14 protein-coding genes and 1 pseudogene are annotated in these 16,052 nt (G+C 35.1%); 7 read left to right on the top strand and 8 right to left on the bottom strand.

The window, feature by feature from the left end:
* Positions 1-312 precede the first annotated feature (312 nt).
* The 3 genes from BKP45_RS15895 to BKP45_RS15885 form a co-directional block, all read right to left on the bottom strand.
* A complete protein-coding gene (locus BKP45_RS15895) occupies positions 313-690 on the bottom strand; it encodes a DUF4183 domain-containing protein (RefSeq protein WP_071390680.1) in 378 nt (125 codons plus the stop codon).
* 110 nt (positions 691-800) lie between these two features.
* Positions 801-2,159, bottom strand: a complete 1,359-nt coding sequence (locus tag BKP45_RS21755) for a DUF4183 domain-containing protein (RefSeq protein WP_084788037.1) — start codon at positions 2,157-2,159, stop codon at positions 801-803.
* Positions 2,160-2,426: 267 nt separating this feature from the next.
* On the bottom strand, positions 2,427-2,798 hold the full coding sequence (locus BKP45_RS15885; protein ID WP_071390679.1) for a hypothetical protein: 372 nt from the start codon (positions 2,796-2,798) through the stop codon (positions 2,427-2,429).
* A gap of 254 nt (positions 2,799-3,052) precedes the next feature.
* Here BKP45_RS15885 and BKP45_RS15880 point away from each other — a divergent pair, with 254 nt between their 5' ends.
* The 4 genes and pseudogenes from BKP45_RS15880 (at position 3,053) to tnpA (BKP45_RS23095) (ending at position 6,538) form a co-directional block, all read left to right on the top strand.
* Complete coding sequence (locus BKP45_RS15880; protein WP_071390678.1) at positions 3,053-4,156, top strand: CotS family spore coat protein; 1,104 nt, start codon at positions 3,053-3,055, stop codon at positions 4,154-4,156.
* Positions 4,153-5,745 (top strand): glycosyltransferase family 4 protein, encoded by a 1,593-nt coding sequence (locus BKP45_RS15875; RefSeq protein WP_071390677.1) that lies wholly within the window; start codon positions 4,153-4,155, stop codon positions 5,743-5,745. Before BKP45_RS15880 ends, BKP45_RS15875 begins: the two co-directional genes overlap by 4 nt.
* Positions 5,746-5,866: 121 nt before the next feature.
* Positions 5,867-6,094: pseudogene (tnpA, locus tag BKP45_RS23100) on the top strand (IS200/IS605 family transposase); the annotation flags it as partial.
* A 12-nt stretch (positions 6,095-6,106) separates the two neighbouring features.
* Positions 6,107-6,538 (top strand): IS200/IS605 family transposase, encoded by a 432-nt coding sequence (tnpA, locus tag BKP45_RS23095; protein WP_071310300.1) that lies wholly within the window; start codon positions 6,107-6,109, stop codon positions 6,536-6,538.
* A gap of 188 nt (positions 6,539-6,726) precedes the next feature.
* On the opposite strand, the gene BKP45_RS15865 is transcribed toward tnpA (BKP45_RS23095), so the two are convergent.
* From BKP45_RS15865 to BKP45_RS15855, 3 genes are read right to left on the bottom strand one after another with little or no spacing between them, the layout of a single operon-like run.
* Positions 6,727-7,896 (bottom strand): glycosyltransferase family 4 protein, encoded by a 1,170-nt coding sequence (locus BKP45_RS15865; RefSeq protein ID WP_071390676.1) that lies wholly within the window; start codon positions 7,894-7,896, stop codon positions 6,727-6,729.
* Positions 7,896-8,849, bottom strand: a complete 954-nt coding sequence (locus BKP45_RS15860) for an NAD-dependent epimerase/dehydratase family protein (RefSeq protein WP_071390675.1) — start codon at positions 8,847-8,849, stop codon at positions 7,896-7,898. Before BKP45_RS15860 ends, BKP45_RS15865 begins: the two co-directional genes overlap by 1 nt.
* On the bottom strand, positions 8,846-10,126 hold the full coding sequence (locus BKP45_RS15855) for a UDP-glucose dehydrogenase family protein (RefSeq protein ID WP_071390674.1): 1,281 nt from the start codon (positions 10,124-10,126) through the stop codon (positions 8,846-8,848). The genes BKP45_RS15860 and BKP45_RS15855 overlap by 4 nt, the downstream gene beginning before the upstream one ends.
* A gap of 333 nt (positions 10,127-10,459) precedes the next feature.
* On the opposite strand from BKP45_RS15855, the gene BKP45_RS15850 reads away from it, so the two are divergent.
* The gene (locus BKP45_RS15850) at positions 10,460-11,272 is read left to right on the top strand and encodes a UTP--glucose-1-phosphate uridylyltransferase (RefSeq protein WP_071390673.1); all 813 of its coding nucleotides are present in this window, start codon (positions 10,460-10,462) and stop codon (positions 11,270-11,272) included.
* A gap of 132 nt (positions 11,273-11,404) precedes the next feature.
* Entirely contained in the window at positions 11,405-11,683 is a 279-nt protein-coding gene (locus BKP45_RS15845; RefSeq protein ID WP_071390672.1) for a hypothetical protein, read from the top strand.
* Between the two features lie 314 nt (positions 11,684-11,997).
* Here BKP45_RS15845 and BKP45_RS15840 read toward each other — a convergent pair whose 3' ends face one another.
* On the bottom strand, positions 11,998-14,274 hold the full coding sequence (locus tag BKP45_RS15840) for a UvrD-helicase domain-containing protein (protein ID WP_071390671.1): 2,277 nt from the start codon (positions 14,272-14,274) through the stop codon (positions 11,998-12,000).
* Between the two features lie 332 nt (positions 14,275-14,606).
* On the opposite strand from BKP45_RS15840, the gene BKP45_RS15835 reads away from it, so the two are divergent.
* Positions 14,607-14,855, top strand: a complete 249-nt coding sequence (locus tag BKP45_RS15835; protein WP_071390670.1) for a hypothetical protein — start codon at positions 14,607-14,609, stop codon at positions 14,853-14,855.
* Positions 14,856-14,867: 12 nt separating this feature from the next.
* Here BKP45_RS15835 and BKP45_RS15830 read toward each other — a convergent pair whose 3' ends face one another.
* A complete protein-coding gene (locus tag BKP45_RS15830; RefSeq protein ID WP_071390669.1) occupies positions 14,868-16,052 on the bottom strand; it encodes an MGDG synthase family glycosyltransferase in 1,185 nt (394 codons plus the stop codon).

Here is a 16,052-nt window from a genome sequence, read left to right as displayed (position 1 = left end):
AAATGGTGGACATGGAAGGCAATATCATTTTTTTGTAATTTTACTTCTAAATCTAAAGGCAAAACTAATTGGTTCATGTTATAATCTTTAAACATAAGGACCCTTCTTTCTGTTGAAATTTGGTATGGTAACTTTATTTTATCAGAAGTGGTCCTTATTTTTATTAAAAATAATCAAAGCCGGTGAAATTTTACTCGTCGTAAAATTTCACCGGCTTTTTTCATCTAAGAGGTGGTTTTGTCCCAGCCCTTTCTAAATTATTTACGTAGATAACAACTCTCTAGGGTTTGTTTTTTTCTTATTTATTAATAATTACGTAGTAACTGTTGTCTCAGAATCTGGAGCAAAGTTTGTAACTTCTAGGACAATTGGTGTGCCTGTAGGAATAGTTTCATTCTCACCGACAGTAATTTCTAGTTTACCTGTTGCAGTAGCACCAGCCGTATATGAACTAATACCTTCCATTTGTAATACACCGTTTATATATACATTGTAGTAAGAGTTATCAGTAGCTAATTCTGGGAGGGCTGTTGCTGCAGCGCCAGTATCATCTTCAAAGTCAGCAGCATCAATACTTAAAGTAGTATTTGTAATATTGGCTTCTGTTTCATAGAAAAAGCGAGTAACATCAGGTGCTACATCGGTTTCTGTTGTTGCAGAAACATATAATTTCATTATCCTTAATGGCATACTATCTAACCTTTCTATAATTTATTTTTGTTCCATTTAGTTTACTCAAATCCATATGAGTAAGTCATAGGTTGTATGCCTTATTTCACATAAAATAGGTTTTCATCATTTTATGAACGAATTAGGGTTATAAATTGTAGTGAGATCGGTGTACCTTGATGTGGAATATCTTCTGTAAGCAAGGTGAGTAGACCGATTTCAACATGGTAATTTAGCTCTGGCTGTATTACCCCGTTAATAAATAGATTTATTGAAGATACTTCGTTTGGGTTAAGAATGCCTTCCTCTCCATACATAGTAAGCTCGTCTTGATTGGTAAAAATCTCTTTTACCCCATCGGAAATGGTATTATATTGGGAAGTACATCCTATTAAGAGTTCATAGTTTGGTGAATAAATACTTATAGCTTCAAGAATAATTGGTACATCTTTTTGTGGAATATCATCCGTTCTTAACGTAAGAACTCCTTGTTGTACCATATAGTTTGTATGCGGTTGTAATACTCCGTTAATATAAAGATTAAAGTAAGAGACAAAAGAAGGATCAGGGATGCCTTGATCACCATATTCAACTAATTTATCGTCGCTAGTAAATGATTTCTTTACTCCGTCAGAAATTGTATTAAATTGATAACTCACACCTTGTAAAATTTTACTGTCAGGATCATAATACGTAACAAATTTAATCATAATCGGTGTTCCTTTTGGTGGAACATCAATCGTGTTTAAAGTAAGTTTTCTTTTTTCAATTTTGTAGATGATTTTCGGCTGTAATATCCCGTTAATAAATACTTGAAAATAAGAACATTTATTAGGATCTAGTATGCCTTGGTTACCATACATTGTTAACTCATCATTATTTGTATACGTATTTTTTTGACCATCACTTAAACAATTAAACTGATAAACAACTGAATTTATCTTGGTTGCCATATGGTAAATACATACATTAGTTTGAAACGATACAGAGTCGTAAACTTGATTGATATTGATACAATGGTTTTTTGTTTGATTTTGTGATAATTGTGAATATGGTTGTGTTCCTGGAGTACAAATGGTATTTTTCGCTTCAACATCAACAATAGTGTCAAGATTAATGAAGATCTTTATTTGATCAAGGAACTGCTTGTTCGTAGTAGAGGTAGGGATTGCAACACAAGAAAATTTATTAACAGTAAAGTGTAACTGAGTTTGCTTTGGAGCATAAAGGTAAAGTCGTTTTATAGTACTAAATGCTATGGGACTTGAAAAGTTTTTTCCATCAGATGAAAGTACGATATATCCACTTATTGCAATGAGTACTTTAGCAAGTGAGATTGTTTTCCCATGGGCTATGAATGATTTTTTAGATCGATTATGTGGCGGTGAAATTTCTTGATACGTAATTGCATTGTCCGTATAGGGATTTAAAATGTTGCCGTTTTTATCAGATAGAAAACAAGTGATCTTACGGGAGTCATTTCTAATCACAACAAATCACTCCAAAAATTATACATTTGATTTACCATCAATTAGTGAAGATTTACTAATAAACTTGATAATTGCCATTCATATTTTATGTAGTGAAAATATTTTAGTTCCAAAAAGTATAGTAAGACTAAATGGTCTAAAAGACTATTAGTATTGATGATCAATGATAAAGACAATAGTAAAAGCTAAGTAGAGACGATGTAATGATCGGACGTCTAAACTTAGCTTTCATTCGTTTATTTAATTGATACTATCACAATTTTTTACCTATTCGTCTTCTTCATCGTCCTCCTCATCATCTTCCTCAGCTTCGTCTTCCTCATCATCTTCCTCAGCTTCTATCTTAAATTCAACTTCTGAACCGTCAGTGAAGACGACTTCAATATCTGCTTCGATAAATGAATCGTCACCTAATGCAGCAACAACCTTTTCTGAGATTTTTTCTGCATCCATATCAGAAGAAATTGACAATTTATCCATAAAGTCTGTAGGGAAGACTTTTCCGTCGTTATTTATTTCTTCATCACCTGCATCTGTTTTTTTGTAGAGTGTTAGCTCTTCTTCCTCAAAGTGTAATTCAAATTTTTCCCCATTTTCAAACTCAAGTTCAACCGTTAATTCTTGAATGTCTTTACTCATTTTTTGTCCTCCTTGAAATGATTTGGTTTGTTATACCCTTCTTAACATATGCCCTTAACAGTTTGGAGTTTAGGACATTTAGGAAGTGTTTTTTGCTTTTCACAAAAAATGTGCCCTTTTCCTATATATGACTGAGATCTACAAATTAGAAGTGAAGAAAATGAGTAATTTTCCTATTTTCGTGATAAATATCCATCCACGTTTTCATCTGTTGAATATAGTAATTATTAGATTAGTAACCAGGAGGGGAAAAAATGAGTGAAGAACAATTAATTACTCCTTGGGATTTAGATGGAACTCTTGGAGACTTGTATGTCCCATCTTATATTGAGGAAATGGCGCAACAAGTAGTTACCTATTATGATATGACGGTTAGTCACATGGAAGTAATTACTACAAAAGCTGATAAGGGTGGCCTTATTTGGAAAATTAACACAGATAAAGGTCCGATGAGTTTAAAAATTTTACACCGTAGACCAACAAGAAGTTTATTTAGTTTAGGCGCACAAGAGTATTTAGTTGTAGAGAAGAACGCCAAAGTACCACCATTAATTAAAACGAAATCGGGAGAAAACTTTGTTGAAATGGGGGGGAAACTTTGGTTTGTTGCTGAATGGATTGAGCCACTAGAACAAGTAACAAAAGACTTAGAAGGAGCAAAATTACTATGTTCTGCAATAGGGGAATTTCACCGTCTTTCTAAAGGTTATACACCTCCAAAAGGGGCTGAAAATGCATCAAGACTATTTCGTTGGCCTAAAACATACAAAAAAGTGGTAAAAAAAATGGAGTGGTTTCGAGATATTGCTAAAGTTTATAGTGAAATGCCAGCAAGTTCAACTATTTTATCAGTCATCGATATGTTTGAAGAGCAAGCGGTAAAAGCATTGCAACTTCTTGAACAATCGGCTTACAATGATCTCGTCGCAAGAGGAAATAAAGAATGGGGTCTTGTTCATCAGGACTATGGATGGTCAAATGGGCAAAAAGGTGCAGATGGCATGTGGATCATTGACCTAGATGGAGTAGCCTACGATTTACCTATTCGAGATTTACGAAAATTAATTACAGGTACGATGGATGATTTAGGTGCTTGGGATTTTACTTGGGCCAAAGCAATGATTAATGCTTATCACGAAGCGAATCCGATTGAAGATGAACTCTTTGACATTTTGATCATCGATATGTGCTTGCCGAACTTATTTTATAAAAACGTAAAAGAAATGTTGTTTGAACCAACCGTATTTATGGATGGCGAATTAGAAGCATTAGTAAATCGCATCGTCCAAATTGATCAAACAAAATGGCAGGTTATTGAGCAACTCAAGGAAGACTGGAAAGGAGGTAAATCTTCATGAAAGTCCTGATCATATGCACTGAAAAGTTACCAGTTCCACCCATACGAGGAGGGGCAATTCAAACGTATATTGCTGGATCTGTTCCGGAACTAAGTAAAAACCATGATATTACAATTTTGGGTATTACAGATCCTTCATTACCAGAAACAGAGACAAAAGATGGTATTCATTATGTCCGTGTTCCAGGAAAGCTATTAGAAATCTATCGAGAGGGCGTTGTAAACTATATTAAGGATCAATCTTTTGACTTAATCCACATATTTAATCGGCCTCGTTTAGTTAGCCCTGTACGTGAAGTAGCACCTCAATCACGGATCGTCTTAAGCATGCATAACGACATGTTTAAACGTGATAAAATTGAGCCAGAAGAAGCGAAAGTGGCAATAAGTCAAGTCGATAAAATCATCACGATTAGTAATTATATTGGGCAGGCAATCATTGAGCTCTACCCAGAAGCCGAGCCTAAATTACAAACGATTTATTCTGGTGTTGATTTGGAGCGATTTGTACCTGCTTATACTGAGAAAGGAAAAAAAATTAAAGATGTTGTACGACGAGCTCATAATCTTGAAGGAAAGAAAGTTATATTATTTGCAGGTAGACTTTCACCAAATAAAGGAGCTGATGTCCTCGTTCGAGCCATACCTGAATTAGAAAAGAAGCATCCAAATATAGCATTAGTTATTGTAGGAAGTAAATGGTTCAGCACCAATGAAATAACTGACTACGTAGCTTATGTTCGTGCGTTAGCCGATCGATTAAGCGTACCGGTTATTACGACTGGATTTGTATCTCCTGATGAAATTCAATACTGGTTTGTAGCTTCTGACATTTTTGTTTGTCCTTCACAATGGCAAGAACCACTAGCTCGTGTTCATTATGAAGCAATGGCTGCTGGTTTGCCAATCATAACGACGGCAAGAGGTGGTAATCCAGAAGTAATTGAAATAAATAAAAATGGATTTGTCGTTGAAAATCCAGAAGATCCAACTGAATTTGCAAACTATATATCCCAGTTAATTTCTAGTCCAAACTTATGTAAAGAATTGGGGCAGTACGGACGAAAGCTTGCGGAAGAAAAGTATAATTGGAACCGGGTTGTCAATAATATTTCCTCCGTTTGGGAGGAAATGGAAGATAAAATGAAAAATAATGCTCCGATTGGATCAGACAATGCAGTGAAGGAAGAAAATGAAGAAATAATCGATTTAGCTTCCAAAACAACAGAAGATTTACCATTAGAATTTACACAAGAGAAAAATGAAGAGATAGCAGAAACTATAGAACAAGTAGAACTGAATGATCTAGAAGAAATGGACGAAGCAAAAGAAGAAAACGATGAAGGAGTTGAAGAGGAAGCAGAGGTTATCGAAGAAATTGAAGAAGTTGATAAGGAAGAGACAAACAACGATGAAGTAGTTGAAGAGGTAGAAGGGGTTACTGAAGAAACTGAAGTAGTAGAAGAAGTGGAAGAAATAGTACCGAAGAAGAAGATTTTTGTTTGTCACGACAATCCACCAGCAAAACCGTGGTTTAAAATAAAAGTGGAGAAAAGAAAAAGGGGTAGAAAAAACAGAAAACGAAAATAAACTTCATAACAATCAGAGGATGTTAATTTCCAAATGCGTGGTCTAACTCCACCGTCTTTAGACGGTATACGCTTTTAGCCTTACACTTCGATGTCCATACTTAAGTTGTGAGGTGAAAAGTATGGACGGCTATAAAAAGAATAGTCATGCAGTTTATGATATCAAATATCATGTAATCTGGGTAACAAAATACAGATATAAAGTATTATATGGTCCGATTGCCATAAGAACACGAGAGCTAATCAGGCAAGGATGCGAAGCGAGAGGCATCACCATTTTACAAGGAAGTGTTGGAAAAGATCACATCCACTTATTGTTATCATGTCCACNATGTCCATACTTAAGTTGTGAGGTGAAAAGTATGGACGGCTATAAAAAGAATAGTCATGCAGTTTATGATATCAAATATCATGTAATCTGGGTAACAAAATACAGATATAAAGTATTATATGGTCCGATTGCCATAAGAACACGAGAGCTAATCAGGCAAGGATGCGAAGCGAGAGGCATCACCATTTTACAAGGAAGTGTTGGAAAAGATCACATCCACTTATTGTTATCATGTCCACCAAGTCTTGCCCCAAGTAAAATTATGCAGTACCTAAAAGGAAGATCCTCTAGGCTACTCCAGGATCAATTTCCTGAACTGAAAAAGAAATATTGGGGACAACATTTATGGGCAAGAGGTTATTTTTGTGCCACAGTAGGAAATGTGGATGAAGAAACAATTAGAAATTATATTGCAAACCAGTTTAATGAAGAAAAGAACGACATATTTAGGATTGAAGAATGAGTTTAGTCAAATTTTAGTTTGCTTAAGCATGTTGGACTTTGAGAGGACTTCAGTCTTAAGAAACGACTTTAGTCGTCGACATTTTATGTCCAAATCCACCTGCTTTAGCGGGTGGTCGTTTAAGTTTCCACAAAGTTGTCCCAACTTAAAGAATTGAATAAAAAAACAAGGTGTAAGATAATCAGGTCTTACACCTTGTTCAAGTTATTAGAATTATTTTTTTCTTCTAAACAAGTAAGATAAACTGTTTCAAGGCGATCTGCAACATGATGGAATTGAAAATTCGCCTCTACAAAGGCTCTTCCATTTCTGGCTATCCAAGAAGAAAACTCTTGGTTTTCTAAAAAATAATCAATGGCTTTAACGTATGAATTGACTTTATTGAATTCCTTCACTAAATACCCGTTAAACAAATGTGAAATGACTTCTGCATTACCACCACGGTTCGTTGTAATAACTGGTAAGCCAGCAGCCATCGCTTCATAATGGACACGTGCTAATGGCTCTTGCCATTGGGAACTACATACAAATATATCGCTCATTAAAAATAAGTTTGGAATTTCATGGGCTGGGATAAATTTTGTGAAAAGGACTTTGTTTTCAATAGGTTTAGCTAGACGATATAAATACTCGATATAACGATTTGGCACATCATCACTAAACCACTTTCCACCTGTTATAATTAGGAATGTGTCGGGATATTTTCTCACAATTTTTTTCATTGCTTTGATTAACAAGTGAGCCCCTTTATTTTTTGTCAGTCTTCCAGAGAAAAAGATGATCTTTTTATCTTCAACATTAAATCTATTTTGATAAATGTTTCTAATTTCTTTTCCTTTATCGGACCATAATGGTGGATAATCATCTAAATTTACACCTGAATATACGACTTTGGTTTTTTGGTTCGCTTCGCCAAAACGAGATACAATCGTTTCTTTAATATAATTACTTATAGTAACAATCTGATTAACTGTTTCAACAACTTCTTTTCCGAGTTGGGTTGAAATTTTCACCTCTGAGAACATATCATTGTGAAGACCTAAGATGATTTTACTAGTCGGAGATGATTTTTTATAAATGGGGACATTTTTTGGGCGATTAAACACATGGATGATGTCAAACTGTTGCTTTTTAAGATTTTCAGCTATCTTTTCTACATATTGATCAAGAGGGTATCGAATATATTCGACACCATCCTTCATCTCATATTTAGGTAATTCAGGGTCGGTAACAGAATAAATTGTTAGTTGGAACTTTTTTTTAAGAAATGGTGTGACTCCATCAATCATCATTTGAATCGCGCCACCCTTTATGGCGGGGGAGGGGAGACTTTCCGTACATATGAAGGCAAGTTTCATTACCCTCCCCCCTGATACAATCTCTTAAGATCTTCTAGCTCATGTTGCAAGCCTATTTCTAAAGAAATCTTCGGTTTGTAGTGAAGTAGTTTTTCAGCTTTCGTGACGTCTGCCCAAGTATGCATTGGCTCGCCGCGTGGCTTTTCTTTGAACTCTACTTCTACTGTTTCGCCTAAGATGTCTTCAAGTATGGAGATAATATCCAAAATTGATGCCCGTTCTTTCCCGCCAATGTTAATCGTTTCTCCAATGACGTTGTTTGCATGAAGTACTTGAGCAGTTGCTTCAACACAATCTGATACATACGTAAAGTCACGCGTTTGTTTTCCGCTTCCATAGATTGGGATCGGTTTGTTTTGCAGTTTATGCAAAATAAAACGGTGAAAAGCCATGTCACCACGTTGTCTAGGTCCATACACCGTAAAGTAGCGAAGGATGGTAACCGGAATGTTGTCTGTTTTCTGATAAACTTTGCACAAATATTCCCCGGTTAGTTTGGTTACTCCATACGGAGATAAGGGTGAAGGTTTGCGATCTTCAGTTACTTTACCATGGACTTCTCCGTAAATAGATGAAGTAGAGATATAGATTAATTTTTTTATTTGGACGTTTCTACAAGATTCTAGTAACCTTTGCGTAACCGATATATTGTTTGAAACATACGGATCAAAATCTTTCCCCCAACTTGAACGAACACCTGGCATTGCTGCTAGGTGGTAAATAACATCAACATTTATGAGGATTTTTTTCCAGTCGATGGTTAATAGGTTTTCATTGACAAATGTAAACCTTGGATGTTGAAGTAATGCGGTTAGATTTCTTTGTTTAATAGACTTTAAAAGAGGGTTGATAAACCCATCAATTCCAATGACTTGATGTTGTTCTTCAGCTAATAGTCTCTCACATAAATGAGAGCCAATAAATCCAGCAGCTCCTGTTACAATTATTTTCATGGGCGCGCCACCCCAATATACTTAATATTATACTTTCTCAATGCTTGCGGTTCTAAGAAATTCCTTCCATCAATAACTACGTTTCCTTTCATGATGTCTTTTACTTTTTTCCAATTGATGTTTTTGAATTCACTCCATTCTGTGGCCACAATGACAGCATCAGCATCTACAATTGATTCGTAAATATTTGTATGACATGTAAGGGATTGGTTAGTGAAATGGACGATTGGATCATAGGCGTGGACAATTGCTCCTGCAGATACAAGCTTATCAATGAAACGAAGGGATCTTGAGAATCTAGTATCATCAGTTTCTGGTTTAAAGGCTAAACCCCAAACGGTTATTTTCTTATTTTTCACAGTTGATAGTTCATTGACTAGTTTTTCAAAGTATAAATCAATTTGTGTATCATTGACTTGTTGAACAGCCTTTAAAATCTCTGGGACAATATTCTTTTTTAGCGCTGCATGTTGGAGTGCTTGAACGTCTTTTGGGAAACAGGAACCACCGTACCCTAAACCAGCATTAAGAAAAAGTGGTCCGATACGTGGATCAGTTCCTAGCCCTAATGAAATGTCTTTAATGTCAACATGGTACGCATCGCAAATCCGAGCAATTTCATTAATAAACGAAATTTTCGTAGCTAAAAAAGCATTTGAGGCATATTTGATTAATTCTGCGCCTGTTAATGATGTAATAATAAAAGGAGCATTTACATTATAGTAAAGAGTTTGTAACGTTTTTATCGGTTCGGGTCGTTTGATTCCAATGACAATTTTATCTGGATAGAGCATATCGTGAACAGCTGAACCTTCTCTTAAAAATTCGGGGTTTGATACAATATCAAATAATTGAGGCTGTAAGCCTTTTTCAAGCAACATTTGTTCAACCCATTCATTTGTTCCTGGTGGAACAGTGCTTTTGACAATAATTGTTTTATGACTAGTCAAATACTCGCTAAGATCGTTAATTACCTCCTGGAAAAAGGTCAAATTTGGACTGCCATCTTCGTTTGGGGGCGTTCCAACTGTTATAACGATAACTGAACATTCATTAACGGATTGTTTAAGGTTATTAGAAAAGTGGAGTCTACCCTCAACTTTATTATGATTAACCATCTCTTGTAAACCAGGTTCATAAATTGGGATTTTTCCTTTGTTTAACAAGGAAAGTTTATGTTGGTCTTTATCAATGCAGTACACGTCATGGCCATAATCAGCGAGTACTGTTCCGGTTGTAAGGCCTACATACCCAGTTCCTATCACACATACTTTCATCTTAATCCCCTTTCCATTCGATCGGTATTACATTCGAACTATCTATTGTTATCAAAACTTTATTAAGTGAGTGAAATTCACTAAAGTTTAAAAAAGAATTTGGCATTGCTATTCGATTACAAGTCATGTTTTTCTAGGTAAATAAATAGGGCTGTTATATCGTATTAGAATTTATCAAAACCGTGCTTGAATCATAAAGGAAAGGAAGAAAAATGGGTTAATCCCTAATGAGCGAATGAATAAACCTTATTTATTCTATATAGACAAGTTTCGGACAGGTATCTAACGAATAAATATATAGTAGTGACAAGGTAAAGAGGGAAGGTAGTTGAAATGAAAAAAATAACAAAAGCAATCATTCCCGCAGCTGGTTATGGTACTAGAAGCTTACCAATAACGAAAGTAATCCCGAAAGAAATGTTTCCAATCGCTGGGAAACCAGCCATTCACTATATAGTTGAAGAAGCGATAAGAGCGGGAATAGAAGAGATTTTAATTGTTGTTTCGCGTAACAAAAATATGATTTTAGATTATTTTGATCGTTCACTTGAACTAGAAGCATTTTTAGAAAAAAAGAATAAGCAATATTTATTAAAGAGAGGTGCCATTCCTAATATTCATATACAATATGTTCGTCAACCATATGCTGAAGGATTAGGTGATGCTATTAAGCTTGGAAAGCATTTTGTCGGGTCAGAACCTTTTGCGGTTTTACTTCCTGACGATATTTTTGTTTGTCCGAAACAAGGGGCATTAGAACAGTTAGTTGAAGCTTATCATACTTATCAGTCTTCATTAGTTGCTTTGAAAAAAGTAAGGAAAGATCTCTTAGTCAATTATGGGGTCATTAAAGAGAAGAAGCTAGCGGAGAAATTGTATGAAGTTGTTGATATTGTTGAAAAGCCTAAAAGCTCTCCCCCTTCGAACTTGGCAGTTAGTGGTAGATATATTTTTGAACCATCGATTTTTTCTTTTCTAGATACAGTAAGGAAGGGAGCAGGTGGGGAAATACAACTAACCGATGCAATTAAGGCTTTAGTCATGGAAGAGAAATGTTATGGTGTCGAAATCTACGGTGAACGCTATGACATTGGTTCGGAAAAAGAGTATGTAAAATTGATTAATAGAATGATAGGGAGGATATAGAAATTTTGCACACTAAAAACGAGTTTGCATAAGTTAATATAGGTTTCTTTATTAAATTGTTTTTTTATCTTCGAAGGTAAAAAAACATCACTGTGGCAAAGAAGAATTATTCGTGTAAGGAGGAATTGAAAGGTGAAAAAGAAACGAACAAAAAAGGTTGAAAAGCAAAAGCAAGAAATAAAGCCTGAAGTTACAGAAGAAGTAAAGGAAGAAGCAACGCAAATTGCTCAACCGAGAAATCCTTTTGCAGCTTGGAATGATCTAGTATTTATAAGAAGACCACAAGTGAAAGCTCAACCAACAGAGGTGGAAAAACAAGCACTTACTAGTTCAGAAGAACCAAAGGCTACAGATGAGAAAAAGGACCAACCATCTACAAATGAAAAAAAACAAGGGTGGTCATGGATATAAATCTGAGCTAAGTTGGCTTTAGTATGTTCTAAAAGATATTAAGCCTAATTTATATTTCCTAAAGAGAGTGAATTTGCTTATCTTCTAGTATCAGAATTTATAAATTTCTAACTTTGAAACTGTCTAGCTTCAGCGCCTACGAGCTCGGTCACTTCAGTCCTTTTCGGAAGCCAAAGAGCGGCTTCCGAAAAGGCCTTCCAGTGCCTTTCGCTCGTGACCAAGGCGCTTGCGCTTTCCTTCTAGAAACAACCATCAGGACCGCTATATACCTGATGGTTGTTTCATTAAAAGGCAACGCACCAAAAACTGTATGCCTATAGTTTAATCGTATTCATATCTCGTATAAATCGAGATGAGTGAGTCTTTTTTCCGCGTCTTTTTTGAGGAACTGAAAGGTATAAACCATCCATAGCTCGTGTAACAGCGACATACATTAATCGCCGTTCTTCTTCTATTGGTGCCATGTTACCTTCACGAAACGCCTCTAGTGCATAATCATGTGGTAATGCTCCTTCAACGACACTTAAAACATAGACTGTTTTATATTCTAATCCCTTTGCGCGATGTATTGTCATAAGTTGAATACTATTTTTGTTTCCGGAATGATCTTTTAATTCTTTTGTTTTTGCAATCATATGATCAACATGACTTAGAAAATCACTTATCCGATCGTGGCTATTTGCTGCTACTTTAAGGTCGCGTAAATCATCGGATCCTTTATCAATGACATTTCCTTCATTGCCATGCTTTTTAATATAATCACTTAACCCCATTTCTTTTTCGACCCATTCTAGAGCTTCTACCGTTGTAAACTTGTGAAGTTGCTTAAATAGAGGGATCATTTTTTTTAATTTCTTCTGTTGGAAAGGCTGAATATCAGTAAGCTTTGTCATTGCTTCCAACAAAGAACAATCGTTTAAAATTGATAATGCTTTTAAATCTCTTAAACTAGATTGTTTGATAAACATTGCCCCTAATAATTCTTTTATCGCCTCTTGATCATCAGGATTATAGCTAAGCTTTAAGTAAGCCAATGCCTTTCGTACGGTTCTTCTAACGTAGAATGAATCGCCTTCTTGTTCAATATGAAAAGGAAGGCTTGAAGCTACAAGTCGTTCGAAGATTGCACGAGAAGATGAGTTTGTCCGATACAAAATGCAAAAATCTCCCGGTTTTGCCCCGTTTTCAATTTTTTCTTTAATATCAGTAACAATCATGGTCGCTTCTTCTTCTTCATCATAAGGGAAAAACTGAATTGGTCGATTTTCGCTATCACGTGCTGCAAAAATTGTTTTGTCTCTTCTTTTTTTATTTTGAAATATTACGTTTCCTGCACTCGATACAATTGAGTGATGCGAACGGTAGTTACAATTTAGTGTGATTACTTTGGCACCTGGAAAATCATTTTCAAAGTTTAAGATATAAGAAGGGTCACTTCCTCTAAAACTATAGATCGACTGATCGTCGTCACCTACCGCACATAAATTTTTCGATTGTTTACTAAGAAGTGCAATAATTTCATATTGAACTTTATTAATATCCTGAAACTCATCAACCAAAATATAAGAAAAACGTTCTTGGTATTTTCGTAATAAAGTCTCATTTTCAGTTAGTAGTTGAAAGCAACCTAGTAACATATCATCAAAATCAAAGTGAACGTTTTTACGTTTTGTGTCTTCATATCGCTCGTATAAAAATTTTACTTTTTCCTCCCAATCGGTTTCAGGTTTTACATGGGTAGGAAGTATTATACTGTTTTTCCAGAAGCTAATTTGAGAAAGAGCTTGGTCAAAAGGGAATTCCTTTTCATCAATGCCTAGTTCTTTAGAAGCTTCTTTAATGATTTGCTCTCGTTGCCAATCCCACTTTAACAGTTTGCTAGGTTGCCATTGAGGGCCTTGATGATGCATTAGCATCTTATAAAAAATGCTGTGAAACGTACCAACTACAAGTGAGGCTAAGTCACTTTTGTTAATTCCTTTGAAGGCAGCCATTCGACTTTTCATCTCTTTAGCGGCTTTTGTTGTAAATGTCACAAGCAGTAAGCGGTTTGAAGGAATCTCTTTTTCCGTCAACATATAGGCGGTTCGAGTCGTCAGCACACGAGTTTTCCCACTACCAGCACCAGCTAATACAAGAAGAGGACCTTCAGTTGTAGAAACAGCTTCCAATTGATTTTGATCTAAAAGATAGTCAGGGTGACTTTTTTCATTTTGTGGTGGCCTACTTTGAAACGGAGGTATACTACGGACGACATAAGGATCTTGCCAACTATCGATACTCGCTTTAGTTGCAGTAGCTACATTACTATTTATTTCTCGTTTACTAGGAAGCGTAAAGCTACCAACTGATTTTAGGGACTCTTCTACTGAATTTTTTTCTAAAGCTGCGATTGTATCAAGACATTGAAACATTTGAGCTGGATGGATGAAATAAGGTTGCTTATGAATACTTACACTTAGTTTTACATTTTGGCGACAACAAGGACAAGTCAGTTCGCCCCTTTGGCTCGATAAATAAAGTTTTTGTAATTGTGATCGATTAATCTTCGTTAAGTTAATGATGCTATCTTGATAAAAAGCTACTTGCATGGAATACCTCCACTAGATTAATGAATTTCAACATTCATAATTCACTCCACTAAGATACTATAACTAGTTGCGATAAACCGTTGGCAACTAGTTATAGATTTATGCAGATTGGTTTTGGTCATGATGAAACTCACTCAGCTGAAAAACATTTTCTAAACATAAAAAAACTACTAAACAACTATAGCAAAAAAATAAGAAACATGTAAGGGAAGGACGCATATTAATAGAAATAACTCATATAAAAATTTCGAATTTTATTACTACTATGTTCAGGAAATGGGGTATAGAAGAATAAGAATTTGTTTTAAAAAACGAATTCAGAGGTGATAATTATGGGGTATATTCCACCAATCCGTAACGAACAACTATTTCAGTATGGAAACCGAATCCCTTATGATCAGCCAAGTATTAAACCAATTTCAGCAGTTGCAAAGAGTAAGTTTCATGAAGTATTGAATGAACAACAAAAACAGATAAATCATACCATTCTAAAAAATGAGTATAATCGAAGAAAATTTACGAATCGAAAATTGATTTGTGAACTTACGGGAAAAGGGTATATTATTGATGCGAGTGTATAGAGGGAAACCCCTCTATACACCAAAACTGTTTTCCATTTCTTGAATTTTCTCGGCACTTGTAGTAATTATTTCAGTTATTTCTTTTGCGGCATTAGGTTGTTTCAATTTTTTTGCATTTTCCGTCATAATACTATGGTAATGATCATTAAATACGATACGTTCAAGTAATACTGGAATTTCCTCAACTACTTCAGCTTTTATTGCGGCTCCGTAGTTCATTAAAAACTGACTATTTTGTTCCTCTTGTCCTGGAAGTGGTTGGAAAATAAGGATAGGTGTTTCACAAACTAAGGCCTCAGACATCGTGACTCCACCTGCCTTTGTTAAAATAACGTCGCTTGCCTTTAAGTATTCCATAAATAAATTAGTAAAACCTAGGACGCGAATTTGGTGTTTACTCTCATGCCTTTTAACCTTTTGCATCGCACGCTTATTAACTCCAGTAACACAGATAATTTGTAACTGTTCATCAAATGCTTCTAAACCTGATAAAATCTTCGTAAACTTAGCTAATCCAACCCCACCGCCCGCTATTAAGACTGTTTTTTTATTATCATCTAAATGCAATTTCTTACGTAATCGTTTTTTGGAAATCTGTAGTAAATTTTCTTTTAATGTAGGGATTCCAGTAGGATAAAACAGTTGTTCATTAAGCTTGTACAATTTAGCATAATAGCGTAAATGTTCTGAAGCAATAAAATATCCATGTACCTCTGGGTGTACAGACATTGGATGAACAGCAAAATCAGTGAGTAAAGCAAATAGTTGAACAGGTACTTTCCTTTTTCTAATAACATTAGCGAGTAAGGTTGTTGCTATTGGGTGTGTTGTAATGATCGTATCTGCTTTTTTCTCTTCTAAAGTACGATATAGTTTGTTTGTTAAGAAAGCATTAAATTGTTTTAAAAAAATTGAATTGGGATTTTCCTCAGAATACTGATAAAGCTTTCCCCATAAACTTGGTCGAAAACGAATCAATTTTAAATAACTATCTAGAACTACTTTGTGGAATAATTTGTTAATGACATCAAACGTATCGATAACCTCAACATCAAATTCTTTTCGTTTTAAATGGTTGCGTAATACATTTGATACTTGATTATGTCCATTTCCAAATGATACTGAAAAAATGATTATTTTCTTTTTATCCATGAGTAAAATCCTTTCATTACGAGGATTTAGAGTGGCCTTGTCCAT

This window comes from Anaerobacillus alkalidiazotrophicus (assembly GCF_001866055.1).
Note: the sequence above shows the minus strand (reverse complement) of the source record. Positions and strands in the feature narration are given on the sequence as shown.